The following is a 25,146-nucleotide window of genomic DNA, read 5'->3' as shown; positions in this document are numbered from 1 at the left end:
CCGATTGATACCGAATAGGCTTATGTGAGATCGAAGCGTCCGCTGGCGCCACGGGGGTCTGATAGCTTCGTTTCTTCTTGCTGGCCAAGCTGTGAGGGTGGGGGATGGAGACGCGGATTCCCAGGACGAGTGCCCATGGTTTGCACGATATTCTTGTGCAGGTGTGGGAGTCGGGGGCACAAAACTTCCGGAGCGGATGGGCTGAAGCCCTCGGCGTGGAGTGGGGTTCGTCTGAATTCGCTCGTCGACATGCCGAGGTCGCGGGCCTTCTTGCGGAGACCATCCAACAGGTTCATGCGCTTCCCGAGACTCAGCAGTATCGGTATTCGCGCTACTTTCCGCAGTGGTGGACGGCCGTTGTCCAGCCGGACCTCAACTGGGCGGACCCGGGGCGGCCGGCCCGCGTGTTGGTGACACAGGAAACACTCGACCACCTGGCGTCGGCGGCCGATCTCCTCCAGAGCGCACTGGGGGGCACCTGTTCCGCTCCCGTGGGGTCGAACCTGGAGACTCTGAGGGATAGTTGCGGATCTTGGCTCGAACTCCTGGCGCAGACGCCGGACGGAGAGCTGGCGCCCTCCTTGCGAGAGGAGATCGCAGCGCAGATTCGGCATCTCCTGTGGCTGATCGACAATGCCTTCCTGTTCGGCACTGCTCGGATCTCCCGTGAGGCCACCTCGGTCATCGGATCGATTGCGCAGGCATCCACGGCGCTGACCGGTCAGGACCCGCAGAACGGCGGAAGATGGCGGCGTGGGTTCGTGACATTTGTTGCGGCGTCGGCCCTGTTCGCCACGGGCGCGACGCAGCTACAAACGGCGCTTGATGCGGGCTCGGGAGTAGTCCAGGAGATCACCCAGGTCGTCGAGAGCGTGACGGGGTCGGCGGGATAGGCGCTCGACCCCGTAGGGTGCCGTGTCAGCCTGCTGCGATCGTTGAGTACGTCCACACGTCGGCGGGGATCTCATGGCGCAGCTGCCAAGTGATCCCCATCGGCTTGCTGCCCTTGTGCGTCACGTACTCGGCCGGGCCGAGGAGGAGCCAAGGCTGGGGTCCGCCGATATCGGTCTTCTTGTAGCGGCGCACGAAGAGGAGGACGTGGGATCCTTCTTCCTTGTGTCGCTGGTAGCGGCGTCCCGTTGCTGAGGTGTCCGAGGTCCGGTTCTGGGACTCCCAGTGGAAGCGGAACTCGTTCAAGGCGTAGTCGTGATAGCGAGTCTGCGGTGAGAAGTCCTTCTCGTCCTTCTCGAGGGTGATGAACAGAGCATCTGTCGTGATGTTCTCGCACCACTTCACGCCCTCCCGGAAGTGGCCGGGGAGGTCTTGGTGTACGTGCGCTTGACCCAAGGCGGGGAGGATTTCCTCACGGCTGTACGAGGCGTGGACGGTCAAGGGGAGGCCGGCGAGCGATCCACTCAGGCTGATCGGGACGTGGTCGAGCCGGTCCAGTGCGTGCGCCAGTACCTGACGGAGTTCGTTCCGGAAGTCCTGCTGCGGGCGGAGAGACTCCAGGCCCTCTTCGTAGCTGGTGAAACCGCTGAGCGGCCAGAGCGAGAAGTAGAGCATGCGCGCGAAGGCTTGATCGCGCTCGTTCAGTTCGCTGTAACGAGGAGCGTCGTCCTCGACGATCTTGGAGTAGGCGGCGATCCGCTCAGGATCGTCAGAGTGGTGGAAAGCCGAGACGCGCTTGAGGAGCGACTCCTCGCCCTCCGGAGCGCCCTTCGGCAGGAGCCCGGAGCGACGGAGCAGCCCCGTCCAGGAGTTGCCGTTGCCGCGGTAGATCTCCTTCAGTTCGCGACCGCTCTCGTGCAGGTAGTCCGCGAGGTCGGGGGTGCCGTAGCGCCTCACCTCCTGCGCGAGCTGCGTGACGTTGACGCTGATCTGGCTGCGGATGTTGTTGATGATCAGGTCCTTGGCCTTGGACTCAAGGATGATCTGGCAGCCAGAGGGAAGCTGGGGGAAGTCGTGCTCAATGCTCGCGAGCAGGCGGTTGCGCGTCAGGTTCGTCAGGGCGCGGAACTGCTCTTCGAAACGGAACTCCTTCCGGTGCTGCCCGATGAAGTCCAGCACGGTGAGCACTGCCTTGTTCTCCGTGCGACGCAGGCCCCGGCCCAACTGCTGGAGGAAGACCGTGGCGCTGGACGTCGGGCGCAACATGAGGAGCGTGTCGACGTCCGGGATGTCCAGACCCTCGTTGAAGAGGTCAACAGAGAAGATCACTTGGAGGTCGCCGGCGCGAAGGGCAGCGAGGGCGGTCTTCCGTTCCTCCCGGGGGGTCTCACCCGAGAGGGCGACAGCCTTGAGGCCAGCGCGACGGAAGAACTCCGCCATGAACATGGCGTGGGCTACGGAGACGCAGAAGCCGAGCGCGCGCATGGCTCCCGGGTTTGCCACCTTGTCCTGGACGGCCTGAAGGACGAGGCGTGCCCGGGCGTCATTGCCGGTGAAGAGCTCGCTGAGAGCCGATGAGTCGTAGCCCCCGCGCTTCCAGGTCACCGCGCTCATGTCGGTGTTGTCGGTGATCCCGAAGTAGTGGAACGGGCTCAGTAGGTCGTTCTCCAACGCTTCCCACAGCCGCATTTCGGCTGCGACACGGCCGTCGAGGAACTCGTCCTGGACGTTGCGGCCGTCCATGCGCTCCGGCGTCGCTGTGAGCCCCAGGAACTCCAGCGGGCGGAAGTGGTCAATGATCTTCCGGTAGGTCGCGGAGACACCGTGATGGAACTCATCGATGACGATGACGTCGAACTGGTCCGGAGATAGCTGCTCCAGCCGCTGCGGATTCAGAGACTGCACGCTCGCGAAGACGTGCCGCCACTCCGTAGGTGCGGTACCGCTGTGGAGCTCCTCGCCGAAGTTCGCGTCCACGAGCACGTCCTGGTACGTGCGCAGCGACTGGCGCAGAATCTCCTGTCGGTGGGCGACAAACAGCAACCGCAGGTCGCGGCCGTGCTGTTGCCGGAGGCGCTTGTAGTCGAGGGCTGCCATGACCGTCTTGCCCGTGCCGGTCGCTGCCACGAGGAGATTGCGGTGACGGTCGTGGACCTCTCGCTCCACCTGGAGCCGCTCCAGCATGTCCCGCTGGTGGGGGTACGGCCGTACCTCAAGGCCTGACAGAGTGATCCGCTGATCGGCCGTTGCCCCCTTGCCCTGGCCCGCAATCTGGAGCGCCTCGCTGAGACGGGCTGCGTCGCGGTGGGGGTCGTATGGCTCGAAGGACGGGTCACTCCAGTAGGCGTCGAAGGTCGCTTCGAACTTACGGATGACGTCCGGGGTCGCGACGGACGAAAGGCGAACGTTCCACTCCAGCCCGTCGAGGAGCGCCGCCTTGGAGAGGTTGGAGCTACCGACGTACGCGGTGTCGTAGCCGCTGTTCCGGCGGAAGAGCCACGCCTTCGCATGCAAGCGTGTCGAGCGGAGCTCGTAGTTGACCTTCACCTCTGCGTTGAAGCGCTGGACGAGGCGGTCGAGCGCCTGTCGCTCCGTTGCACCGATGTACGTGGTCGTGATGACCCGTATGGGAACACCCCGCGCATGGGCTGCCTCCAGCGACTGTTCGATGACGCGGAGACCGTGCCACTTCACGAAGGCGCAGAGGAGGTCCACCCGGTCAGCCGTCGCGAGCTCCGCTCGCAGCTCGAACCCCAGGCTGGGATCTTCCGGCGCGTTGGTGATGAGGGCTGTTTCCGCGAGCGGGGTCGCAGGGCGTATGCGATAGACGCCCTGGGCTTCCTGTGCTGCGATCGCAAGGAGCTGGCGCGGACCCTCGGCAATGAGGTCGACCCATTCGCGGGCGCCCTCGATGGTGCTCATGGATTCGAGGATGTGGTTCGCCGCATGCACGCGGTCCGCCTCAGGCAGTCCGGCGAGGATGCGACGCACGGTGTCGGACACGTGCAGTGCCAGAACCCGTGGGGAGGACTCGGGGCCGACGGCATCCTCGATGGCGTGCCAGCCGCGATCCGTGAGCGTCTTGAGGTGTGCTTCGAGCCGCAGAGTCATCAACTGCTCATAGAGACCCGAGATCGGCTCGCCGGCTTCGGACAACGCGCTCATCGTCTTCCCCTCCCTGATCAACCTCCCCATTGGTATCAGCCGTCACGGAGCTTTCGCCGAGGTGCGGAGGATTACAGGGACGCGGGAGCCCCGTGGCACTCCCCGTACGTGCTCTTCGAGCCGCACCAGCAAGCTGCGTCGCGGGCCGGGGGCCAGGCGGTGGCGCGGGCTCGGGCGGCCAAGGTGGTGGCGTATTGGGGGAGGAGGTCCGCGTTTGACGGGGAGGTGGATTCCGAGGCTGCGAAGGCTTCGTAGGAGGGGACCGTCGCTCGGACGATGCCCAGGTTCGGGGTGCCCGCCTGGGAGAGTTCGCGGAGGGAGGCCTCGATGTCCGTCAGGTGCGCCCGGTACGTGGGGTACTCGGCTTCCAGTTCCGGGTACGCCGCCAGGAGCTCGTCGAGTTCCGCTTCCGGCCAGTGCAGCACCGCGACCGGGAACGGGCGGGACAGGGCCGTGCGGTACGTGCCCAGTTCCGAGCGGAGGCGGGCGATCTCCGCCTGGAGTTCCGCCGGGTCCGAGGAGCCCAGCGACCAGAGGCGCTTCGGGTCGTGGAGCTCGTCCAGGGGGACGGCCCCCGTGTGGAGCCGGTCCGCCAGGGTGTCCCAGTCGTCGTGGGGGAGCGCCAGCATCCTGCGGATCCTGTGGCGGGTGGTGATGAGGGACTGGGTGGGATGGGGGAGGTCGTCCGGGGCGGGTGTGGGGACCAGGAGTGCGGCCGCTTCTGTGAGCGTCGACTCCGCCGCTTCCAGCTCGTCGTGCGCCTCCAGCGTCTCCGCCGTGATCTCCCAGGCCGCCGCGTCCGCCGGCTTCGCGCGCCGTACGCCGTCGATGATCGCCCGCGCCTCGGCCTCGTGACCGTACTCCCAGAGGTTCGCCGCCTTCAGCGCCCTGATCAGGAGCGGGTTCGCGGGGGAGGAGTCGAGGAGTGTGTCGTAGAGGGCCGTCGCCCCCGGGCGGTCGCCCGCCAGTTCCCGGTGGGCCGCGGCCTGGAGGTACAGGGGTTCCCGGTCACCCGGGTACTGCGCCGCTGTGCGCAGCAGGCGCTCGGCTTCGGTGATGTGGGCGGCAGGCGTGTCGGGGCGCATGCCCTCCACCGTACTGCTGTACGGGCCTGGAGAGTTGGCGCCTCAGCGCTTATCGTGCCCCGCGTGCGGGACAGGGTGGGGCAGCGGGTGCCGGTCGTCGTCCAGACGCGGGGGCGGCGGCGTACGGGCGCGCGTGTGTTGTGGGTGTGTGCCGAGACCGTCGTCACCTGCGGGGTTCTCGTACTCCTCCTCGTCGTGCACCAGCTCTGGTGGACCAACCAGGAGGCCCGCGCGCTGGCCCGCGAGCAGGTGACCGTTCTCGAGCGGGAGTGGGGGGTCTCCGCCCCCGGGGGCGATGTGACCGACGTGGCCCCTGGGGATGGCGATGTCGTGGGTGGTGCGGACGGTGCCGTGCGTGAGGGGGCTGGGGCTGCGGATCCTGGCGCGGAGCCCGTGGAGGGGGTCGGGGGTGGGGACTCTCCGGGAGCCGGGGGGTCGTCCTCCCCCCGCACCCCGCTCGTCCCCGACTCCCGCGCCTTCGCCGTCCTCCGTATCCCCCGGATCGGCCTCACCGCCCCCGTCGCCCAGGGCATCTCCAAGCGTTCCGTCCTCGACAAGGGGTACGTCGGGCACTACCCCGGCACCGCCGGGCCCGGGCTCCCCGGGAACTTCGCCCTCGCCGGGCATCGCAACACCCACGGCGAGCCCTTCCGGTACATCAACCGGCTCCGCGAGGGAGACCGCATCACCGTGCGGACCCGGGAGCGGACCTACACCTACCGCGTCGACCAGGTGCTGCCGCAGACCGCGCCCCGTGACGTCGGCGTCGTCCGGGCCGTTCCCCGCTCCCTCGTCAAGCCGTCCTACGGCTACTCCAGCCCCGGGTCCTACCTCACCCTCACCACCTGCACCCCCGAGTTCAGCAGCGCCTACCGGCTCGTCGTCTGGGCGAAGCTAGTCTCGACCGGGTGAACCGGCTGATCAGACGCAGGCCCCACTGCGTCAACGCGGGGCTGCTCGCCCTCGTCGTGAATCTCGCCGTGGCCGTCTCCGTCAGCCTCCTCGGGGGGCCGGACACCGATGACGAGCGGGCCGACGAGGACGTCCTCGCCCTGGAGGAGTTCACCCGTGCGGCCGTCGGGCCGGTCGACTCGCCCGTGAGTGCGGTGAGTGCGGTGATGAGTGCGGTGAGTTCGGCGAGTTCGGTGGTGAGCGTGGGGGTGCCGGGCGTCATTCCGGCCGTGCCGGCGCCGGCACGGGCGTGGGCGCGGTGTCGGGGCGTCGTTCCGGCCGTTCGGCGGTGCGCGTGGCGCCGGGGCGTCGTTCCGGGCGGCGGCCCAGTGCCAGCGTGATCGCTCCGCCGGTCAGGGCCAGGCCCGCCGAGACCAGGAGTGCCGTGTCCGGGCCCGTCGTCGTCAGCGCGAGCGTCAGGGCCACGCCCGCCGCGGAACCGATGTAGCGGGCGGTGTTGTTGGCCCCCGAACCCATCGCCGCGCGCTCCGGCGGTACGGAGTCGACGGCGAGCCGCGGCAGCGCCGCGTTCAGCAGGCCGCTGCCCGCACCCGCCACGAGGAGGCCGGGGAGGAGGCGGGGCCAGGGGCCTTCCAGGCCTCCGACGAGGGTCAGGACTCCCGCCGCCGACAGGGCGAAACCCCACGTCAGCTGGTACGCGGCAGACAACCGGCCCGCCAGGCGGCGCGCCTGGAGGGCCACCACGAACGCGGTGCCCGACCAGAGCACGAACAGCCAGGCCGCCCCCAGCGGCGACATCCCCGCCCCGCTCTGGAGCAGCGCGGGCACCACGCTGAACAGGCCGATCACCGCCAGGCCCGTGAACAGCGCCCCGAGCGTCGACGCCAGGAACGCCGGCCGGCGCAGGAGCGCCAGGTCGACCATGGGCGTACGGCTCCGCTGCTCGACCGCCACGAAGAGCGCCGTGAGCACGGCCGCGGCCAGGAGCAGGAGCCCCACCGGGGCCCGGAGCCAACCGTCCCGGCCGAGCGTGAGCGCGGTCAGCAGCGCTGCCAGGGACAGTCCGAGCACCAGGGCGCCGGGGATGTCGGGACGGGTCCGCCGTGCCCCCTTCGCCGTGTCGGGCGCGAGCGTACGGGCGCCCGCCGCCGCGATCACCAGGGCGCCGAGCCCGAGCACCGCGTACGCCAGGCGCCAGTCCACCAGGCTCAGCGCGCCCGCGAGCAGCGGGCCGAGCGCGATGCCGCCGCTCACCGACGCTCCCCAGACGCCGGTCGCCCTGATCCGGTCGCGGCCCGAGGGGTACGCGTCGGCCAGCAGGCCCAGACTGCCCGCGAGGACCGCCGCGCTCGCCGCGCCCTGCGCGATCCGGGCCAGGGTGAAGGTGAGCGTGGAGCCCGCGAACGCGCCGAGGCCGGTGGAGACGCCCAGGGCGAGGGTGCCGAGGAGGAAGACCCGGCGCCGTCCGTGCGCGTCGGCGAGGCTGCCGGCGATCAGGAGGAGGACGGCCAGGCCGAGCGGGGTGCCGTTGAGCAGCCACGCCCGCGCCGAGTCCGGGGTCCCGAAGGCGGCGGCCGTGTCGGGGAGGGTGAGCATCGGGGCCGTGTAGTTCATCAGCGCGACGGCCGTGGCGGCGCCGGTGACCGCGAGCGTGGCGGCGGGGCGGGCCGGTCGGGCGTGCGGAGGAGCTCCGGAGGCGGTGGCTGACTGGGGCACGGCAGGGACCTCCACCCTTAGGTTCAGTGAACGAACCTAAGCTAGCAGCTAAGTTCATTCAATGAACCCTGGTTGGGTACGATGGGTCCCATGGCTCTCGGCAAGGACTACGCCCACCAGCAGTGCTCCATCGCCCGCGCCCTTGAGGTCGTCGGTGAGCGCTGGACCCTCCTCGTCGTCCGCGACGCCTTCTACGGCGTCCGCCGCTACAACGACTTCCTCGTCCACCTCGGTGCCCCCCGCGCCGTCCTCGCCGCCCGGCTCCAGGCCCTCGTCGAGGCCGGCGTCCTCGACCGGCGGTGCTACCGGCAGTCGCCCCCGCGCGACGAGTACGTGCTCACCGAGCGTGGCCTCGCGCTCTGGCCCGTCCTGCGCTCGCTCGGCGCCTGGGGGCGGGCCGAGGTCCCCGGAGCCGTACCGGTGCGCCACTTCCACCACGCCGACTGCGGCACCGAGCTCGGCCCGTACGGCGAATGCCCCGCCTGCCGCGTCCCCGTGCCGCCCGCCGACGTCGAGAGCCGGCCCGGCGCCGGGCTCGACCCGGACCCGGGAGATCCGGTCAGCCGTGCCCTGCTGCGGCCTCGCCGTCTGCTCGTCCCGCTGTTCCCCGAGGCCGGGAACGTCGTCCCCGGTCTCGGGAACGTCGTCCCCGAGGCCGGGAACATCGTCTCTGCGGCCGGGAACTCCTGATCGATCCCGAGCGTCCTTCGGGTAGGAAATCCGGGTACGGAACCCGGGTAGGTCCGATGCCGTGAGACGTGCGAGAGGAGGTGGCTCGATGGTCGGCAGGAACATGCTCCTGCGCGTGCTCGCGCCGCTGTTCTTCCTCCTCGCCCTCGCCGACCTCCTCCTCTCCGACGGCGCGGGCCTCGCCGCCGTCGTCCTCGCCGCGACCACCGTCGTCTGCGCCCTGATCGGCGTCCCCGCGGCTCCCGTCGTCCCCGCCACCCGTGTCCGTACGGCGATACGGGACCGCGAGCGGCGTACGGCCTTCCTGCCCCAGCGCGACCCCGACGCCGCCGGCCGCCGCAGACCCCGAGCTCCCGGCCGTCCCCTCCTGACGGCCGCGTAGGAGCCCACGCCGGAGCCCGACGCACACCGGAAGGTCCTCACGCGGATCCGTCATGCCGAGACCCGAATCTCTCCCGGCACGACGAGACCCCACGGAGGGCTCCCTTGTCCGTCTTCGCTTCCCTGGTCGAGCGGCTCGCCGACCTGCTCCAGCCGCTCTTCGCCACCACCGCCACGGCCGCCGCGATCGTCCTCTTCACGATGCTCGTACGCCTCGCGATCCACCCGCTCTCCCGGGCGTCCGCGCGCGGCCAGAAGGCCCGCACCCGGATCGCGCCGCAGCTCGCCGCGCTCCGCAAGAAGCACGCCAAGAACCCCGAGCGCCTCAAGAAGGCGATGCTGGAACTGCACGCCGAGGAGAAGGTGTCGCCCTTCGCCGGGATCCTGCCCAGCCTCCTCCAGGCGCCCGCGTTCTTCCTGATGTACCACCTCTTCTCCGGCGACCGGATGGCCGGGCACACGCTCTTCGCCGCCCCGCTCGGCGACCACTGGGCCGACGCCCTCTCCCACGGCGGCGTCCTCGGTCCGGCGGGGCGGGTCTATCTCGTCCTCTTCGCGGTCGTCACCGCCGTGGCCGTCTTCGCCTACCGCCGCACCAAGCGGCAGCTCGCCGCCCAGCCCCTCGACCTGGGGCAGCCCACGCCCGGCGCGGGCGCGATCGCCAAGGTCATGCCGCTGCTCTCCTTCGCCACCCTGATCACGGTCGCCGTCGTCCCCCTCGCCGCCGCCCTCTACATCGTCACCAGCACCACCTGGAGCGCCGTCGAGCGGGCGTTCCTCTTCCGGGAGGAGAGCGAGAAGGAGCCCTCAGGCGCCGTTGCTACTCGCGCGTAAGGGTCCAGTGCGTGAACGGGGTCTTGCAGAGTGCCCCGTTCTCTTGGAGGATCGACCAATCCTCCGATGGCCGCAACCCATCGGCCGGGGCACCCTCAGGGCCCTTCCCGGGCCCACCTCGACCACCGGGAGAAGACCATGAAGCTGCTGCGCGTAGGACCGCCGGGAGCCGAGCGTCCTGCCCTGCTCGACCAGGACGGGGTCCTTCGTGACCTGTCCGCGCTGGTCGACGACATCGACGGAGGCCTCCTCGCCGACGCCTCCGCGCTCGACCGGATCCGGGGCGCGGCCGGAGCCGGCGTGCTGCCCGCGCTCGACGCGACCGGGCTGCGCGTCGGCCCGCCGGTCGGCCGGATCGGCAAGGTCGTGTGCATCGGGCTGAACTACCACGGGCACGCCGCCGAGACGGGCCAGGCCACCCCGGCCGAGCCCGTCGTCTTCCTCAAAGCCGCCGACACGGTCGTCGGCCCGGACGACACCGTGCTCGTACCGCGCGGCTCGGTGAAGACCGACTGGGAGGTGGAGCTCGCGATCGTCATCGGCCGCACCGCCCGCTACCTGGAGACCGACGAGCAGGCCCTCGCGCACGTCGCCGGCTACGCGGTCGCCCACGACGTCTCCGAGCGCGAGTGGCAGATCGAGCGCGGCGGCACCTGGGACAAGGGCAAGAACTGCGAGACCTTCAACCCCCTCGGCCCCTGGCTCGTCACCGCTGACGAGGTGCCGGACCCGCAGGCCCTCTCGCTGCGGCTCTGGGTCAACGGCGAGCTCAAGCAGGACGGTCACACCTCGGACCAGATCTTCCCGGTCGCGGAGGTCGTCCGGTACGTCAGCCAGTTCATGACGCTGCACCCGGGCGACGTCATCAACACCGGCACGCCCGCGGGCGTCGCCATGGGCCAGCCCGAGCCCAAGCCGTACCTGCGCCCGGGCGACGTAGTCGAACTGGAGGTCGCGGGGCTCGGCCGGCAGCGGCAGGAGCTCAAGGGCGCCTGACGGTGGCGTGAAAGCCGCTGCCTGAAATGTCGGAAATGGGCGGCGCTCCCGCGTGGGGCGTCGCCAATTTCATACCGTTTTTGCATATTGCCCCCTATGGAACACGACGAACACGACACGCACGACCGGCGGCCCGCCCGGCGCCGTCTCGCCGTCATCGCCGCGGCCACGGTCGGGGCCACCGCCCTGGTCGGCGCGCTGGCGGTCAACGGCTTCGCCGATCCCCTGCCGGGCGGCCTCGGCCCCTGCCTGCCGGGCAACTGCCCGCCCGACGGCTACCCCGACATCGGCAACGGCACCGTCATCTTCCGCGACAACAACATCAACGTCTTCGTCGGCGGCGACTTCCTCGTCCGCGAGGCCGCGGCCGAGGCCGAGGGCAAGGTCGTCGTCCTCGGCGGCTTCGACCAGAACAAGCGCGCCGGCGTCTCGGGCGTCTACAACGTCGGCGTCGCCGGTGTCGGCTCGCGTGTCCCGCCCGAGAACGACACCGACTTCCTCACCGTCGGCAAGGACCTCACGGTGGCGTCCGGGCAGAGCCTCCTCGCCGAGGAGGGCACGGTCAAGGGCGTCGTACGGTACGGGGGCGTGCTCTCCGGGACGGTCACGCCCACCCCGGTCCACGACAGCGCCGCGGCCGACAAGTACACCGCCCTCCGGGGGCAGCTCACCGACGCCAGCCAGTGCTACGCCTACGTCGGCGGCGCCTCCCGCACCCCCACCGGAACCGCCGTCAACAAGGGCACGGAGACGCTCTTCACGGGTGACGGCACCTCGGCGCTCCAGGTCTTCACCGTCGACTTCGACCTGGAGTCGGCGAGCGGCGGGCATCAGGACATCCGCTTCGAGGGCATCCCGGCCGACGCGACCGTCCTCGTCAACATCCTCGGCGCCGACCGCACCGTCGACACCTACACCGCCGGGCTGCCGGACGGCCTGCGCGACCGGGTCCTGTGGAACTTCCCGGACGCCACGACGGTCAAGTTCGAGGGGACGGCACAGTTCGCGGGCAGCGTCCTGATCGGCAACCAGTCCAGCACGGCGACGGTCACGATGCCGGGCACGAACGGCCGCTTCTTCACCACGGGGAACCTGACCCACGCCTCGGAGGCCAACGGAGGCGGTGGCCAGGAGATCCACGCCTATCCGTTCAACGGCGACCTTCCGTCGTGTACGGATCCCACGCCGACGCCGACCCCGACGGACCCGACTCCCACCCCGACGGACCCGACGCCGACCCCGACGGACCCGACGCTCACCCCGACGGACCCGACGCCGACGGACCCGACGCCCACCCCGACGGACCCGACGCCCACGCCCACGGACCCGACCCCGAATCCCACCGACCCCACGACCGGCGGCTCGACGGGCGGCGCGAACGGCGGGGACTCGGGCGGCCACACGTCGGGCGGCCACACGAGCGGCGGTGACACCGGCGGTTACGGCGACTCCGGCGGCAACCACGGCCCGAACGGCGGCGGCGAGCTGCCCGAGACCGGCGCCGGCACCGGGAAGATCGTCATGGGCGTCACCGCCGCCGGCCTCGCCCTCGGCGGCGGGATCCTCGTGACCCTCAGCCGTCGCCGGCGGCGTACGAACTGAGCAGCAGCTCCAGCGCCTCGACGACCATCGCGTGGTCCTCGGCCTGCGGCAGGCCCGAGACCGTGACCGAGCCGATCACCCCCGCGCCCTCGACCGCGACCGGGAACGAACCGCCATGGGCGGCGTACCGGTCGGGGTCGAGACGCGAGGACGCCTCGAAGGTCGTTCCCTTGGCACGGAACCGCGCGCCGACCAGGAACGAGCTCGCGCCGTACCGCTCGACGACCCGCCGCTTCCGGTCGATCCAGGCGTCGTTGTCCGCGCTGGACCCCGGCAGGGCGCAGTGGAACAGTTGCTGCGCCCCGCGCCGGACGTCGATCGCGACGGGCGCCCGCCGCTCCCGGGCCAGGCCGACGAGGAGGGTGCCGAGCGTCCAGGCGTCCTCGTACGTGAAGCGGCGGAGGACCAGGCGGGCCTCCTGCGCCTCCAGTTCCTGGACCTCGCTCACAGCGTCACCGTGATCCCCTCGCGGGCCGACCGCTTCGCCGCCTCCAGGACGTCGAGCGCGGCGGCGGCCTCGTGCGCGGTGACCGGGTTCTCGCCGGTGCCGCGCAGGGCGGCGGCGACGGCCGCGTAGTACGCCGGGTAGGCGCCGGGCAGCGAGGGGACCGGGGCGCCGCCGCCGGTCAGCGGGGACTCCCCGGAGCCGAGCCGGCCCCACAGCGCCTCCGGCTCCACGCCCCAGACCGTGCCGGGCACCGGCCGCAGACCGTCGCGCAGGGCGGCCTCCTGCGGGTCGAGCCCGTACTTCACGAAGCCCGCGCGCTGCCCGAGCACCCGGAAGCGGGGGCCGAGCTGGGCGGTGGTGGCGCTCACGTACAGATGGGACCGGACACCGCCGGCGTGCGTGACCGCGATGAACGTGTCGTCGTCGGCGGCCGCGCCCGGGCGACGGACGTCCGACTCCGCGTACACCGAGACCGCCGGGCCGAAGAGCACGAGGGCCTGGTCGACGACGTGGCTGCCCAGGTCGTACAGCAGCCCGCCGATCTCCTCGGGCGCGCCCGACTCCCGCCAGCCGCCCTTGGGCTGCGGACGCCAGCGCTCGAAGCGGGACTCGAAGCGCTGGACCTTGCCGAGCGCGTCCTCGTCGAGGAGCCGACGGAGCGTCAGGAAGTCGTTGTCCCAGCGGCGGTTCTGGAAGACCGAGAGCAGCAGGCCCCGCTCCTCGGCGAGGGCGGCGAGGCCGCGCGCCTCGGCGGCGGTCCCGGCGAGCGGCTTGTCGACGACGACCGGGATCCCGGCCTCCAGGGCGGCCGTCGCGACCGTGACGTGCGTCTTGTTGGGGGAGGCGACGACGACCAGGTCGAGCGCGTCCGCCCCCGGCGCCCACAGCTCCTCGGGGGACGCCACGACTCGTACGCCCGGGTGGGCGGCGCGGGCCTCGGCGGCCCGCTCCGGGTTGCCGGTGGTGACGGCGGCGAGGACGAGGTCCTCGGAGGCGGCGATCAGCGGAGCGTGGAAGACGGAGCCCGCGAGGCCGTAGCCGACGAGTCCGACGCGGAGCGGGGTGCGCGGGGCACGCGGGGTACGGGAGTCGGTGCCAGTCATGCGTCTCACTTAAGCAACGCTGTTGCCAAAGTGCAAGCGACCGCGACAATGGGGGCGTGAAGCAGGAGCAGAGGTATACGAGGGGCCTGGGCGGCGTGAACGTACCGGCGCTGCGCAGCCACAACGCGGCGCTCGTGCTCGACCTGCTCCGCACGGCGGGGGAGGCGGGTATCAGCCGCCTGGAGCTGGCCGAGCGGACCGGGCTCACCCCGCAGGCCGTCAGCAAGATCACCGCCCGGCTCCGGTCCGAGGGCCTCGCGGCGGAGGCGGGCCACCGCGCGTCGACGGGCGGCAAACCCCGTACGGTCCTGCGCCTGGTGCCCTCCGCCGGGTACGCGGTCGGCGTCCACCTCGATCGCGACGAGCTGACGACGCTCCTGACGGACCTCGCGGGCACGGTCGTGGCACTGCGCCGCCGCCCGGTCGACCTGGGGGAGGGGGCGGGGCCGGTCCTGGACGCGGTCACGGGAGAGGTACGAGCGCTGCTCACGCACCCGGACGGGGAGGAGGGCGGTCCGGTCGGCCACGTTCTCGGCGCCGGGGAGGCGGCCGGTCCCGTTCCCGACTCCGTCCCCGGTGTCGGGGACTCCCTCGGCCCCGTCCTCGGTGTCGGGGACTCCCTCGGCCCCGTCCTCGGTGTCGGGGACTCCCTCGGCCGCCCCGTCCTCGGTGTCGGCGTCGCCATGCCAGGGCCCCTGGACCATCGCGCCGGGGTGGCCGGCCGCGTGACCGGTTTCCCCTCCTGGGACGGGCATCCGGTACGGGACGAGCTGGCCCGGCGCCTCGGCCTGCCCGTCGTGCTCGACAAGGACACGAACGCCGCCGCCCTCGGCCTCGCCCTGCGGCCCGTCGCCCCCGGCTCCTTCGCCTACCTCCACCTCGGTACGGGTCTGGGCGCCGGTCTCGTCCTCGGCGGCGCGCCGCTGCGCGGGGACAGGACCGGGGCGGGCGAGTTCGGGCACCAGACCGTCCAGCTCGACGGACCCCCGTGCGACTGCGGCGGACGCGGCTGCCTTGAGGTCCTCTGCCTGGCGGCGGTCGCGCGCGCCGAACTCGCCGAGGCCGCGCGGATCCTCGGCGCGGGCGCGGCCAACCTCGTACGGCTCCTCGACATCGATCAGGTCCTGCTCGGCGGGCGGGTGGTGCTCGGCGCGCCGGAGGTGTTCACCGACGGGGTCCGGGCGGTCCTCGCCGGGCTCGGGCTCCCGACGCCGGTCGCCGTCGCCACGGCCCCGCAGGCGGTGGCGGTGGGGGCGGCATGGCTCGTTCTCGCCCCGATCTTCGGACAATAGGCTGATCGGGCGGATTGTGCGGGCAGTCCGGAGGCGTGCACGGTGTCGCTGCCCGGCCCGCCCGTCCGGGCATGGCAGCGTCGCGGCCGACCCGTACGCCCGCGAGCAGCAAAGGCAGCCGCCCCATGGCATCCGCCCCCCTGCACCAGCGCAGCGCCCTCGTCGTGCCACTGCCCGAGCCCGAGCCCGAGCCCCTGCCCGAGCCCGAGCCCCTGCCCGAGCCCGAGCCCCTGCCCGAGCCCGTGCCCCTGCCCCTGGCCGCGACGGCCCGAGCGACGCCGAGAGCGACGGCCCGAGTCAGGTTCGGGGCGACGGCCAGAGCGGCGGCGAGAGCGGCGGCCGTCTCGACGGTCACCGCGACCGCGGCCCTCGCCCTCGCGGCTCCCGCCCTCGCGGCTCCCGCGCTCGCGGCCCCCGCCCCCGAGACTCCGGCCTCCGTGGCCCCCGCCCCCGGCGCACCGGCCTCCGCCGCCCCCGCCCCCGACGCCCCGGTCCAGGTCCCCGCTCCCGACCCGCCCGCGCCCTCCTGCGGCGCGGCCCCCGACGGCGGGTTCCCGCTCGCGACCCGGATCCACGGCGGCCCGGCCGACTACCCCGCCGGCGGCCCTCCCCAGGAGTGGAAGCTCGACCTCACGAACACCACCGACACGTCCTGCACCGGCATCCACCCCGTTCTCGTCCTCGCCGACCGGGCACGTTCCCTCCAACCCCGCCAGATCCGCTTCGAGTTCTACGACGAGGGCTCGGCCCGCTGGCGGCCCGTGGCCTTCGAGGCGACGGAGGAGGCCGAGAACGTGGGCGCGTTCACCGCCTTCGGCGGCTTCGCGGTCCCCGCGGGCGACACCCTCACCGTCCCCGTACGGCTCGCGTTCCGCGAGGGCACCGCCCCCGACGAGGTCGTCGTGAGCGCGGCGGTCGTCCAGCGCAGGGGCGCCGACGGCGACTGGATCGGCGCCTCCGGCGACTACCGCCTGACCGTCGGCCCCGCCCTGCCCGACGGATCCGCTACGCCCGAGCCTCCCGACGGCGCGGCCGACCCGTCGGCCCCCACCGGCAAGGAGCCGGCGCAACCCAAGGACCCGAAGGGTGCGGACCTGACCGCCCCGAGCCGCGAACTCGCCAGCACGGGAGAGGAGTCCGACCGGTCCGCCCTCGTCCTCGCCCCCTTCGCCGCCGCGCTGACCCTGCTCGGCGCCACCCTCGTCGGAACCGCCCGACGCACGCTCCGGCGTACGGTTCGGCGTACGGTCCGACGGACCGCACGAGCCCCCCGAAACCCCCGGCACCCCTGAGTCACGTTCCGTACACCTCCGCGTTCATCCCCGTCTGCGACGATCCCTCCGTGAACTACCAGACCGCCCCCGTCGACCCCGGCGCCCCCGTCCGTTCCGGCGTTCCCGAGCACGGCAGGGTCCCCAAGTACTACGCCGTGAAGGCGAAACTCGTCCTGCTCGTGGACGAGTTGGGTGAGGGTGGGCCGCTGCCCACCGAGCGTGATCTCGCCGTCCGGTACGAGGTGTCCCGCGAGACCGTCCGGCAGGCGCTGCGCGAGCTGCTCCTGGAGGGCAGGGTGCGCCGCCAGGGCCGGGGCACGGTCGTCGCGGGGCCCAAGCTCGAACAGCCCCTCTCGCTCGCCAGCTACACGGAGGGCGTCCGCCGTCAGGGCCGCCGCCCCGGCCGCAGCCTGATCTCCCTCGACCGCTTCCCCTGCCCGGAGGCGCTCGCGCCCGAGATCGGCGCCGAACGCGGCGAGCCCGTCTGGCACATGGAGCGCGTGCTGCTCGCCGACGACGAGCGGGTCGGCCTGGAGAGCACGTACGTCTCCGAGGCCCGCGCCCCGCGCCTGGACGCCGACTTCGACCCGGACTCCTCCTTCTACGCCTACCTCCACGACCACCTCGGTGTGACCTTCGGCGACGCCGACGAGCGGATCGAGACCGTGCTCGCGACCCCGCGCGAGGCCCTGCTCATCGGCACCCCGCCCGCCCTGCCGATGCTGCTGCTCCACCGCGTCTCCCGGGACACCGCGGGGCGGCCCCTGGAGCGGGTCCGCACCCTCTACCGCGGTGACCGCTTCAGCTTCACCGCGCATTTGGGCCGCCAGGACTGACACCGTCGGCCTCCGAGCGCCAACGCCACACCTCCACGGGCATCACGAAACATCACGAACGGGTAACGGGTCTGGTCCAAGCTTGTCGGGCCGTTCACCGTCCCGTTGCCCACCGGATCCGCCCAAGCCACCCACCGCCACGACCGTTTCGGCCATGAAGGTGATCGTCGTAGGAGCCGGCGTGGTGGGAACCATGCACGCCTGGCAGGCAGTGGAACGCGGCCACGAGGTCGTACACATCGAGCGCGAGGCGGAGGCACGCGGAGCGTCCCTCCGAAACTTCGGCCAGATCTGGGTGAGCGGGCGCGCGGGCGGGGAGGAGCTCGACACCGCCCTGCGCGCCCGCGAACTATGGGAGGGCATCGGGGCCCGGGTCCCCGGGCTCGGCTTCCGGGCCATCGGCTCCCTCACGCCCGTGCGTGACGACCTGGAACTGGCCGTCGCCGAGGCCGCCCTCGCCCGGCCCGACGCCGCCGCCCGTGGCTACAAGCTGCTGACGGCGGACGAGGCCCGCGCGGTCAACCCGGCGCTGAGAGGCGCGTTCGAGGCGGCCCTCTGGTGCGAGCGGGACGCCGCCGTCGAGCCGCGCCTCGCCCAACTCGCCCTGCGCGAGGCCCTCCTGGCCACCGGGAAGTACACCTTCCTGCCGAACCGCGAGGTCCGTGACGTCGTCGGCGCCGACGGAAACGGGACCGCCGCCGTCCGCGACGACCGCGGCGAGACGCACACCGGCGACGCCGTCGTCCTGTGCACCGGCGCCTGGCTCTCCGGCCTCGTCCGCGAGCTCGCCGGCGAGATACCCGTCCGCCGGGTCCGGCTCCAGATGATGCAGACCGAGCCCCTCGGCGAGCCGCTCACCACCTCCGTCGCCGACGCCGACTCGTTCCGCTACTACCCGGCGTACGCCTCCGAGGCCCTCGACGCCCTCAACGCCGGCCGGCCGCAGGACCCGACGGCCGCCGCCCACAAGATGCAGCTCCTCATGGTGCAGCGACTCGACGGCGGACTGACCATCGGTGACACCCACGAGTACGAGCACCCCTTCGCCTTCGACACCGTCGAAGACCCCTACGAGCACCTGACGCGCGTCGTCGAGTCCTTCCTCGGCCGCCCGCTGCCGAAGATCAAGCGCCGCTGGGCCGGGGTGTACGCGCAGTGCGTGGACACCAGCCGGGTCGTGCACCGCCAGCGGGTCGGCGACGGCGTGTGGCTGGTGACCGGACCCGGTGGACGCGGCATGACCTGCTCGCCCGCCATCGCCGAGACGACCGCGAACGAACTGGGCTGGTGAACACAGTGAACGACAACCAGAAGCAGCACGACCTCGTCGTCCTCGACATGGCCGGGACGACCGTCGCCGACGGCGGCCTCGTCGAGCGGGCGTTCTCCGCCGCCGCCGAGCGCCTCGGCGAGGACCCCGCCACGATGATCGACTACGTCCGCGCCACCATGGGCGAGTCCAAGATCTCCGTCTTCCGCCACCTCTTCGGCGGCGACGAGAACCGCGCCCGGCAGGCCAACCTCGCCTTCGAGGAGGCGTACGGAGAGCTCGTCTCCGGCGGCCTGATCGCGCCGATCCCGGGCGCGGCCGAGGCCGTCGCCACACTGAAGGAGCAGGGCAGGACCGTCGTCCTCACCACCGGCTTCGCCCGTGTCACCCAGGACGCCGTCCTCGACGCCCTCGGCTGGCGCGACCTCGTCGGGCTGACCCTCTGCCCGGCCGACGCCGGCGGCCGCGGCCGCCCGTTCCCGGACATGGTCCTCGCGGCTTTCCTCCGTACGGGCGCGGTGGACGACGTCCGCCGGATCGCGGTCGCGGGCGACACCTCGTACGACATGCTCAGCGGCTCCCGCGCGGGCGCCGGGATCGTGGCGGGCGTCCTCACCGGAGCCCACGGCGAGAGCGCCCTCGAAGAGCACGGCGCCACCCACGTCCTCGCCTCGATCGCCGAACTCCCCGCGCTCCTCCGGGAGCTGGAGGCATGACCAGCGGCACGGGAGCGGCCGGCGGCATCCGCTTCGACGGCGTCTCCGTCGCGTACGGCGGCACCACCGTCCTCGACTCCCTCGACCTTTCGACATCTCCGAGCCGGAGGTGTTCGAGCCGCTCGGCTTCCTCGGCGTGGACCTGGGCATCGTCAACCTCGCCACCACCTCCGACGGCCGGATCACGGCCGGTCGGAGGCTCAACCGCTACCGGCAGCGGCACCGCGACTTGCGGGCCAAGCTCCAGAAGAAGCGCACCAAGAGCGCGAAGCGCGTTCTCAAGCGCGTGCGGCGCCGTGAGGCGCGGCACGCCGCGAACACCAACCACATCATCGCGAAACAGCTCGTCGCCACCGCTGGACGCACCTCGCGCGGGATCGCCCTGGAAGACCTCTCGGGCATCCGGCAGAGGGTTACGGCCAAAAAGGACCAGCGGGCACCACTGCACTCCTGGGGCTTCGCCCAACTCGGCGGTTTCGTCGAGTACAAGGCGCGCCGGGCGGGGGTGCCCGTGGTCTTCGTGGACCCGCGCAACACCTCCCGGCAGTGCTCGGAGTGCCGGCACACCCACCGCACCAACAGGGTGACCCAGGCACGGTTCGCCTGCCGGTCCTGCGGGACCGTCATACACGCGGACCACAACGGCTCCCGCAACATCGCCCACCGAGGCGAAGCCGCGTGGAAGCGGGGCGCAGTCAACCGCCCCAGAACCAGCACACACTGATTCCGGACGCAGGGGACCACGCGACAGCCAGCCGCGCTCCACTTGCCATCACGACCCTCCCGACCGAGCCGACAAACCCGGTCGTTCAGGGCCGAGAAGTTGATGACCTTCTACCGCCAGGAGGGCAGCCAGTCCGCGCAGGTCCTGGCGAGCTTCAACGGCAGCACCCCGACCGTCGTCAAGAGCTACACCTCCGACGTGATCTCCCAGCCCCAGTCCCTCACGGTGAACGTCCCCGCCGGGACGTCCAGCGTGAGCTTCCGCTTCCGTTACACCGGCGCCAGCAACTGGTACTGGACGATCGACGGGGTCAAGGTCACGGCTTCCTGATCACCGACGGGGTCAAGGTCACGGCTTCCTGATTACCCTGGGGGCGTCGCCACAGCGCTGTCGCGGCGCCCCCAGCACACCGCACGTCTTGTACGGCAGGAGTCCCGCACCCATGGCAGAGCGCAAGCCGATCGAATCCTGGCTGACCGACATGGACGGCGTCCTCATCCACGAGGGCGTTCCGATCCCCGGCGCCGACGCGTTCATCAAGAAGCTGCGGGAGACCGGGAAGCCCTTCCTGGTCCTCACGAACAACTCGATGTACACGGCCCGCGACCTGCACGCCCGCCTCATGCGGATGGGCCTCGAAGTCCCCGTCGAGAACATCTGGACCTCCGCCCTCGCCACCGCCAAGTTCCTCGACGACCAGCGCCCCGGCGGCACCGCGTACGTCATCGGCGAGGCCGGTCTCACCACCGCGCTGCACGACATCGGCTACGTCCTCACCGACCACGCCCCGGACTACGTCGTCCTCGGCGAGACCCGGACGTACTCCTTCGAGGCGATGACCAAGGCGGTACGGCTCATCAACGCCGGAGCCCGCTTCATCTGCACCAACCCCGACGAGACCGGCCCCTCCCTGGAGGGCCCCCTCCCGGCCACCGGTTCCGTCGCCGCGCTCATCACGAAGGCCACCGGCAAGGAGCCGTACTTCGCGGGCAAGCCGAACCCGCTCATGATGCGCACCGGCCTCAACGCCATCGGCGCCCACTCCGAGTCCAGCGCGATGATCGGCGACCGGATGGACACCGACATCCTGGCCGGTCTGGAGGCCGGCATGCAGACCTTCCTGGTCCTGACCGGCCTGACGAGCAAGGCAGAGATCGACCGCTTCCCGTTCCGCCCGTCCAAGATCGTCGACTCGATCGCGGACATCGTCGACCGGGTGTAGCCGCCCTCCGGCCGAGCCCCTGCGGATGCGATCAGTGCGGATCCGGGTGACCCTGCCAGTACCAGGAGGTCACGATGCGTTCAGGTTCCATTGCTCTCCGTGCCGCGGGGGCGGCCGTCGTACTCGTACTGGCACCCACGGCCGGTAGCGCGTACGCCCACGACGGGGTGAAGGTCACCGTCACCCCGTCCACCGCCTCGCCCGGCGCCGACGTCGACGTCCGCGTCCAGGGCTGCAAGGGCACGACCGGTGCCGCGAAGTCCCAGGCGTTCGTCGCCGACGTGGAGCTCACCGGCCGGGACGGCGGGGACTACCCGCTGTTCGGAGACACCACGGTCAAGTCCGGACTCGAGGACGGTACGTACAAGGTCAGCGTGACCTGTGACGGCCACGACCATCCGGACATCGGCACGGTGCAGGTCAGGCACCGGCAGCCGACCCACAAGCCGGCGCCCGAGCCGACCCACCACGCCAGCCCGGTCGCCCCCGTCCGCGCGGGCGGCGGCGGTACCGCGGCCTTCGCCGCCCCGGCGGCCCCCGGAGTCGCCCAGACCACGAGCGAGAGCGGCCTCGGCACCCCGTACACCCTGCTCGGCCTCGGCATGGCCGCGATCGCGGCCGTGGCGGTCGCCTTCCGGAGCTCCCGCCGCCGCGCCGCGGCCACGGGCTCCGGTACGGGCACGGGCGCGGGTACGGGCGCGGGCTGAGGGTGCCGTCCGGAACCCGCCCGGCGGGCACCGGGCGACTCGTCACCGGTGTGACCTGGGCGCTGCTGCTCCTCGGGCTCTGGCTCTGGGGCCGCGAGGCCGCCGAGGGCCCCGGGGGCAGCTCCGCGCCCACCCACGGCGACATCGCCGCCGTGGGCCGGCCCCTCGGCGTGGCGCTGCCCCCGTCCCACGCGCCGCTGACCCCCTCCGAGCCCCGCCGGGTGGAGGTCCCGTCCCTCGGCATCGCCGCGCCCGTCGTGGCGCGCGGCCTGGACGGTACGGGCGCGATCGACCCGCCGCCCTTCGAGCTGCCGCACACGGTGGGCTGGTTCGGCGCAGGCACCCGGCCGGGCGCGGCCGGGGCGGCCCTCCTCGTCGGCCACGTCGACACCGACACCCGCCCGGCCGTCTTCTACGGCCTGAGCGCGGCCCGCCCCGGCGCGAAGATCCGGGTCACCCGGACGGACGGCACGGTCGCCGAGTTCACGGTCGACGACGTCCAGGTCTTCCCGCGCGAACACTTCGACGCGACGAAGGTCTACGGCCCGCGCGAACCCCGCCGCGCCGAACTCCGCCTGATCACCTGCGGCGGCACCTTCGACCGCACGGCCGGCACGTACTCGGCGAACGTCGTCGTCTCGGCGTACCTCACGGGCGCGGAAGCGGGTACGGCGGGCGCGGGTACGGCGGGTGCGGGGGCGGCGGGTGCGGGGGCGGTGCTCCCGGCACCGTAGAGGCCGTGCCTCGCCCGGCCCGGAGGGCTGCCGTGTCACGATGACGGCGACCGCTCCGTACGTGCCGAGGGGCCCCGCATGTCCGTATCTCCGTGCGCGCGTCGGGCGGGACTCGCCCTCCCGGCCCTCGCGCTCGCGTTCCTCCTCGCCACGGCCTGTACGGCCCCGGCAGGGCCGCCCGCGGCGGGGAGCGAGCCACCCGCGGCTCCTCCCGCCGCCGCTCCCGCCCCCGCCCCGGCTCCCACGCCGTCCGCCTCGCCCCGTACTGGATGAACCCCGACGGGAAGGCCGCCCGGCGGGTGGCCGAGCACCTGGCCGCGGGCCGTACCGCCGAGGCCGCGCTCCTGCGGCGGATCGCCTCCCGGCCCGTGGCCGAGTGGATCGGCTCCGACCGGCCCGAGGCCGAGGCCCGCACCCTCACCGAGGCCGCCACCCGCGCCGGGCGCGAGGCGCTCCTCGTCCTCTACGACATCCCGCACCGCGACTGCGGCCAGCACTCGGCGGGCGGCGCGGCGGACCCGGCGGCCTACCGCGCCTGGGTGGACGGCGTGGCGCGCGGCATCGGCGCCCGCCGCCGACCCGCCGCACCGGGGACCCGCTGGTCGCCGCGTACCTGTGGATCAAGCGGCCGGGAGAGTCGGACGGGGAGTGCCGGGGCGGCCCGACGGCGGGGGATTGGTTCGACGCGTACGCGCGGGAACTGGCCCGCAACGCCGGGTAGTTCGGGGAGATCTCGGAGAACGATCAAGACCCCCTCACCATCGGTGAGGGGGTCTTGACTGTGCGTGCGCCGCCAGGGACTCGAACCCCGGACCCGCTGATTAAGAGTCAGCTGCTCTAACCAACTGAGCTAGCGGCGCCTGCTGACAGAGAGAACTCTACCCGACCTGGAGGTGTGCTCCTGACCAATACCGGTCGCCTCCGGCCTGTCGGATGGTCGTATCAGGCCTTCGATCCGTCAAAATGCGATTTGTCCAGACAGTTGAGACACTGGCGCCCGAAACGAGGGTCAAAAGATCTTGACGAGTGTGGAGGGGAATCGCATGAGCGTGCCGGTCTTCGAGGAGTTCGAACCCGCGGCCGACTGCGGCTGCCCGGGCTGCGCCCAGCAGCGCCGTGGCCTCGCGCTTGGCCTGCCCGTGCGGGCGGGCGGCCACCCGGCGGCCCATGGCGCGCGCCGCGCGCTGGTCCTGGTGACGGCGGCGGGAGTGGTCCTCGGCGGGGGAGGCGCGGGAGTGGCGACGGCCCTCTCCCGCCCGGCGGAGCCGGTCGGCCCGACGGACCCGTTCACCCCGGCGGCCGCGGGCCCGGCCGCGGACGTCGCCGAACCGGTGGCCCCCTGGCCCGGTCCGGACACCCCGCAGGGCGGCCGGGAGCCGCTGCACGGAGCGCCGGGCCCCGGCGCCCAGCCCGCCCCGAACCCGACGCCGCCCCCGGGCGCGGCCACGAACACGGGCGCGACCACGGGCACGAACACGGCGACCAACGCGGGTACGGGCACGACGCCGACGGCCAGTCAGATCTCGACCGGCACCCTGCGGCAGACGACCCGGGCCGAGATCATCAACCGCGCCAAGCTGTGGGTGACCGCCCAGGTCCCGTACTCCATGGAGAAGTACTGGTCGGACGGGTACCGCCAGGACTGCTCCGGCTACATCTCCATGGCCTGGAACCTGCGCAGCAACGAGTGGACCGGCAGCCTCGACCGCTTCGCCGAGCGGATCGACCGCACCCGGCTCCAGCCCGGCGACATCCTGCTCTTCCACAACCCGGACAGCCCGACCCGCGGCTCCCACGTCACGATCTTCGGCGGCTGGACCGACTACACCCACACCTCGTACATCGCCTACGAGCAGACCAAGCCGCGCACGCGGAAGCAGGCGACGCCGATGGCGTACTGGGAGAACTCCGCCCGGTATGTCGCCTACCGCTACAAGGGCGTGGTGAGCGGCGGCAGCGGGGGCGGCGCGACCGGCGGCGGGTCGAAGCCGACGACGCCGACGTCGCCGGCCACCCCGTACCCCGGTACGGCGAAGTTCGGCCCGGGTGCCGACAACGCCTACGTCACCCAGCTCGGGAAGCTCCTCGTCGAGCGCGGCGCCAAGAAGTACTACAGCAAGGGCCCCGGCCCGAAGTGGGGCGAGGCGGACCGCCGGGCGACCCAGGCGTTCCAGCTGGCGCAGGGCTGGAAGGGCAAGGAGGCGGACGGCCTGCCCGGGCCGCAGACGTGGCAGCTCCTCGTCACCGGCGGGGGCAGGAACATCGGCGGATCGGGTGGTTCAGGCGGTTCGAGCGCGCATGCGACGGGGTTCCCCGGGCGTGGCTACTTCCGTCCGGGCCAATCCAACGCATATGTGGAGAAGCTGGGCAAACAACTGGTGAAGCGGGGCTTCGGCAAGCACTACCTGTCGGGACCCGGTCCGCGCTGGACGGAGGCGGACCGCCGCAACGTCGAGGCGTTCCAGCGGGCTCAGGGCTGGCGCGGCGGAGCGGCCGACGGCTACCCGGGCCCGGAGACCTGGCGGCGCTTGTTCCGATGACCCCGAGA

The 25,146-nt window shown here is 72.2% G+C and carries 22 protein-coding genes, 1 tRNA gene and 2 pseudogenes; 19 read left to right on the top strand and 6 right to left on the bottom strand.

Annotated elements, in window-relative coordinates:
• Positions 1-104 precede the first annotated feature (104 nt).
• Positions 105-893, top strand: a complete 789-nt coding sequence (locus ACWFR1_RS16375; protein ID WP_453551411.1) for a hypothetical protein — start codon at positions 105-107, stop codon at positions 891-893.
• A gap of 25 nt (positions 894-918) precedes the next feature.
• Here the strand turns inward: ACWFR1_RS16375 and ACWFR1_RS16370 are convergent, their stop codons facing one another.
• Both ACWFR1_RS16370 and ACWFR1_RS16365 read right to left on the bottom strand, forming a co-directional pair.
• Positions 919-4,056, bottom strand: a complete 3,138-nt coding sequence (locus ACWFR1_RS16370; protein ID WP_453551409.1) for a DUF3427 domain-containing protein — start codon at positions 4,054-4,056, stop codon at positions 919-921.
• Between the two features lie 71 nt (positions 4,057-4,127).
• Positions 4,128-5,141 (bottom strand): SEC-C metal-binding domain-containing protein, encoded by a 1,014-nt coding sequence (locus tag ACWFR1_RS16365; protein ID WP_453551406.1) that lies wholly within the window; start codon positions 5,139-5,141, stop codon positions 4,128-4,130.
• Positions 5,142-5,204: 63 nt separating this feature from the next.
• Here ACWFR1_RS16365 and ACWFR1_RS16360 point away from each other — a divergent pair, with 63 nt between their 5' ends.
• A complete protein-coding gene (locus ACWFR1_RS16360; RefSeq protein ID WP_453551404.1) occupies positions 5,205-6,053 on the top strand; it encodes a class E sortase in 849 nt (282 codons plus the stop codon).
• A 258-nt stretch (positions 6,054-6,311) separates the two neighbouring features.
• On the opposite strand, the gene ACWFR1_RS16355 is transcribed toward ACWFR1_RS16360, so the two are convergent.
• Positions 6,312-7,769, bottom strand: coding sequence for an MFS transporter (locus ACWFR1_RS16355; protein WP_453551402.1), 1,458 nt, complete (start codon positions 7,767-7,769; stop codon positions 6,312-6,314).
• Between the two features lie 90 nt (positions 7,770-7,859).
• Here ACWFR1_RS16355 and ACWFR1_RS16350 point away from each other — a divergent pair, with 90 nt between their 5' ends.
• The 5 genes from ACWFR1_RS16350 to ACWFR1_RS16330 all read left to right on the top strand — a co-directional run bounded on the left by ACWFR1_RS16350 (position 7,860) and on the right by ACWFR1_RS16330 (position 12,272).
• The gene (locus tag ACWFR1_RS16350; RefSeq protein ID WP_453551400.1) at positions 7,860-8,459 is read left to right on the top strand and encodes a winged helix-turn-helix transcriptional regulator; all 600 of its coding nucleotides are present in this window, start codon (positions 7,860-7,862) and stop codon (positions 8,457-8,459) included.
• 88 nt (positions 8,460-8,547) lie between these two features.
• Positions 8,548-8,841 carry a DUF6412 domain-containing protein gene (locus tag ACWFR1_RS16345; protein WP_453551397.1) on the top strand — a complete coding sequence of 98 codons (294 nt, stop codon included), beginning with the start codon at positions 8,548-8,550 and terminating at the stop codon, positions 8,839-8,841.
• 104 nt (positions 8,842-8,945) lie between these two features.
• Complete coding sequence (locus ACWFR1_RS16340; protein WP_453551395.1) at positions 8,946-9,674, top strand: YidC/Oxa1 family membrane protein insertase; 729 nt, start codon at positions 8,946-8,948, stop codon at positions 9,672-9,674.
• 138 nt (positions 9,675-9,812) lie between these two features.
• Positions 9,813-10,670 carry a fumarylacetoacetate hydrolase family protein gene (locus ACWFR1_RS16335; protein ID WP_453551530.1) on the top strand — a complete coding sequence of 286 codons (858 nt, stop codon included), beginning with the start codon at positions 9,813-9,815 and terminating at the stop codon, positions 10,668-10,670.
• Between the two features lie 96 nt (positions 10,671-10,766).
• Positions 10,767-12,272: a choice-of-anchor A family protein gene (locus ACWFR1_RS16330; RefSeq protein WP_453551393.1), complete on the top strand. Its 1,506-nt coding sequence runs from the start codon at positions 10,767-10,769 to the stop codon at positions 12,270-12,272.
• On the opposite strand, the gene ACWFR1_RS16325 is transcribed toward ACWFR1_RS16330, so the two are convergent.
• Both ACWFR1_RS16325 and ACWFR1_RS16320 read right to left on the bottom strand, forming a co-directional pair.
• A complete protein-coding gene (locus tag ACWFR1_RS16325; protein ID WP_453551390.1) occupies positions 12,244-12,720 on the bottom strand; it encodes a heme-degrading domain-containing protein in 477 nt (158 codons plus the stop codon). The two genes, ACWFR1_RS16330 and ACWFR1_RS16325, sit on opposite strands and share 29 nt — an antisense overlap.
• Complete coding sequence (locus ACWFR1_RS16320; protein WP_453551388.1) at positions 12,717-13,823, bottom strand: Gfo/Idh/MocA family oxidoreductase; 1,107 nt, start codon at positions 13,821-13,823, stop codon at positions 12,717-12,719. The genes ACWFR1_RS16325 and ACWFR1_RS16320 overlap by 4 nt, the downstream gene beginning before the upstream one ends.
• A 56-nt stretch (positions 13,824-13,879) precedes the next feature.
• Here ACWFR1_RS16320 and ACWFR1_RS16315 point away from each other — a divergent pair, with 56 nt between their 5' ends.
• The 11 genes and pseudogenes from ACWFR1_RS16315 to ACWFR1_RS16265 all read left to right on the top strand — a co-directional run bounded on the left by ACWFR1_RS16315 (position 13,880) and on the right by ACWFR1_RS16265 (position 23,319).
• The gene (locus ACWFR1_RS16315) at positions 13,880-15,115 is read left to right on the top strand and encodes an ROK family transcriptional regulator (protein ID WP_453551385.1); all 1,236 of its coding nucleotides are present in this window, start codon (positions 13,880-13,882) and stop codon (positions 15,113-15,115) included.
• Between the two features lie 125 nt (positions 15,116-15,240).
• The gene (locus tag ACWFR1_RS16310; RefSeq protein ID WP_453551383.1) at positions 15,241-16,407 is read left to right on the top strand and encodes a hypothetical protein; all 1,167 of its coding nucleotides are present in this window, start codon (positions 15,241-15,243) and stop codon (positions 16,405-16,407) included.
• A gap of 50 nt (positions 16,408-16,457) precedes the next feature.
• On the top strand, positions 16,458-17,225 hold the full coding sequence (locus tag ACWFR1_RS16305; RefSeq protein WP_453551380.1) for a GntR family transcriptional regulator: 768 nt from the start codon (positions 16,458-16,460) through the stop codon (positions 17,223-17,225).
• Between the two features lie 154 nt (positions 17,226-17,379).
• Positions 17,380-18,516 carry a TIGR03364 family FAD-dependent oxidoreductase gene (locus ACWFR1_RS16300; protein WP_453551377.1) on the top strand — a complete coding sequence of 379 codons (1,137 nt, stop codon included), beginning with the start codon at positions 17,380-17,382 and terminating at the stop codon, positions 18,514-18,516.
• Positions 18,513-19,211 carry a phosphonatase-like hydrolase gene (locus ACWFR1_RS16295; RefSeq protein WP_453551374.1) on the top strand — a complete coding sequence of 233 codons (699 nt, stop codon included), beginning with the start codon at positions 18,513-18,515 and terminating at the stop codon, positions 19,209-19,211. Before ACWFR1_RS16300 ends, ACWFR1_RS16295 begins: the two co-directional genes overlap by 4 nt.
• Before the next feature lie 109 nt (positions 19,212-19,320).
• A complete protein-coding gene (locus ACWFR1_RS16290) occupies positions 19,321-19,935 on the top strand; it encodes an RNA-guided endonuclease InsQ/TnpB family protein (protein ID WP_453551371.1) in 615 nt (204 codons plus the stop codon).
• A 105-nt stretch (positions 19,936-20,040) separates the two neighbouring features.
• Positions 20,041-20,265: pseudogene (locus ACWFR1_RS16285) on the top strand (alkaline phosphatase family protein); the annotation flags it as partial.
• 112 nt (positions 20,266-20,377) lie between these two features.
• Positions 20,378-21,157 carry an HAD-IIA family hydrolase gene (locus tag ACWFR1_RS16280; protein WP_453551368.1) on the top strand — a complete coding sequence of 260 codons (780 nt, stop codon included), beginning with the start codon at positions 20,378-20,380 and terminating at the stop codon, positions 21,155-21,157.
• Positions 21,158-21,231: 74 nt separating this feature from the next.
• Positions 21,232-21,864, top strand: a complete 633-nt coding sequence (locus ACWFR1_RS16275; protein WP_453551365.1) for a hypothetical protein — start codon at positions 21,232-21,234, stop codon at positions 21,862-21,864.
• 2 nt (positions 21,865-21,866) lie between these two features.
• Positions 21,867-22,598, top strand: coding sequence for a class F sortase (locus ACWFR1_RS16270; protein ID WP_453551362.1), 732 nt, complete (start codon positions 21,867-21,869; stop codon positions 22,596-22,598).
• A gap of 155 nt (positions 22,599-22,753) precedes the next feature.
• Positions 22,754-23,319, top strand: a pseudogene (locus ACWFR1_RS16265) (glycoside hydrolase family 6 protein).
• A gap of 65 nt (positions 23,320-23,384) precedes the next feature.
• Here ACWFR1_RS16265 and ACWFR1_RS16260 read toward each other — a convergent pair.
• A tRNA-Lys gene (locus ACWFR1_RS16260) sits at positions 23,385-23,458 on the bottom strand.
• A 183-nt stretch (positions 23,459-23,641) separates the two neighbouring features.
• Between ACWFR1_RS16260 and ACWFR1_RS16255 the strand changes: the two genes are divergently transcribed.
• On the top strand, positions 23,642-25,138 hold the full coding sequence (locus ACWFR1_RS16255; RefSeq protein WP_453551359.1) for a peptidoglycan-binding protein: 1,497 nt from the start codon (positions 23,642-23,644) through the stop codon (positions 25,136-25,138).
• The last annotated feature ends 8 nt before the right edge of the window (positions 25,139-25,146 follow it).

This window comes from Streptomyces sp. NPDC055103 (assembly GCF_053607625.1).
The sequence above is the reverse complement of the archived record's forward strand: the minus strand, read 5'-3'. Positions and strand labels throughout refer to the sequence as shown.